Genomic DNA, 1,071 nt, shown 5'->3' on the forward strand with positions numbered 1-1,071 from the left:
ATAATCCCACTAAAAAATTTGTGATATCTTGAGTAAAAAACGTTAGATTTAAAAGATTCCCAAGTAGAATAAGGGAAATCGGTAAGTTATAACTGATAAAAGAAAAATTGGTTATTTAAATTATGTTATTATTTCATCCGTGTTAGTTGAATCTATAAATTATCAATAATCATCTTTATTAATTTGTGTTATTGATTTATTAAAAAATTATAAATGTCTTATTATTTGCTATAAGTAGTATCTTAGGTACTTTATATGTATAAATAACATTCTTTATAATTTTAAGATTTTCATAAAAAATTACAATCTTTTCCATTAATGATTTATCAATTAACTTGTTTTTCATTTTTTGTATGCCATATCAGATGAAACAATTATATTGATCAGTTAGAGCTAGCACCTTTTTAAGGCATATTTTGAATTTATTTTTTAATCAGTTTATTTACTAATGGTTTATTATATTTACTTTTCCTAACTTTTTATGTCTAAATTTTTATATACTTTTATGAATACAAAAAATATGGTGGTACTTATTGGTTCACATACAAAAACAAAATAATTGCTTTTTTTATGGTAATGAGCAAATATGGTGTGATTATACAGATGATCATAAAGATATAAGAGAAAAATCCGAGAAAGAAATAAATGACTTTAAACAAGGTAATAAAGCTTATCCAATAGTGTTACAAGCACCATATGGTTCAGGTAAAACGTCATTAATGAGATATTTAATTTTATATTCATGGTCTAATAATATACCTGCTATCAAGATAGATTTAAGTGATTTAGTAGATTATATCATGAAAAACTTGGATAATCAAAACGTTGGTAAAATTAATGCAAATAGGTTACCTGATTACATGGAACAATTTTGTAATAATATTAGGCAGAATTTGATGGATAATGAAAGTGATGCAAAAAAATACTTGGATTTTTTCTATATTAAAGATTTTAGACAAATTTTAGAAAAACAAGAAAAGCCAAGTGACAATGACATAATTTATTCGCAAGAATAGAAAATAATTATCTATAGTAAGGTTAAAGGAGGTAATTTATGAATAACAGGTGTCA

General features: G+C 23.4%; 1 protein-coding gene. It reads left to right on the forward strand.

Going from position 1 to position 1,071, the window contains the following annotated elements; translation table 11 throughout:
- Positions 1–533 precede the first annotated feature (533 nt).
- Positions 534–1,016, forward strand: coding sequence for a hypothetical protein (locus Q0C16_RS00230; RefSeq protein WP_292319026.1), 483 nt, complete (start codon positions 534–536; stop codon positions 1,014–1,016).
- The last annotated feature ends 55 nt before the right edge of the window (positions 1,017–1,071 follow it).

It is taken from the genome of Caldisphaera sp. (genome assembly GCF_023256325.1).
Taxonomy (GTDB): domain Archaea; phylum Thermoproteota; class Thermoprotei_A; order Sulfolobales; family Acidilobaceae; genus Caldisphaera.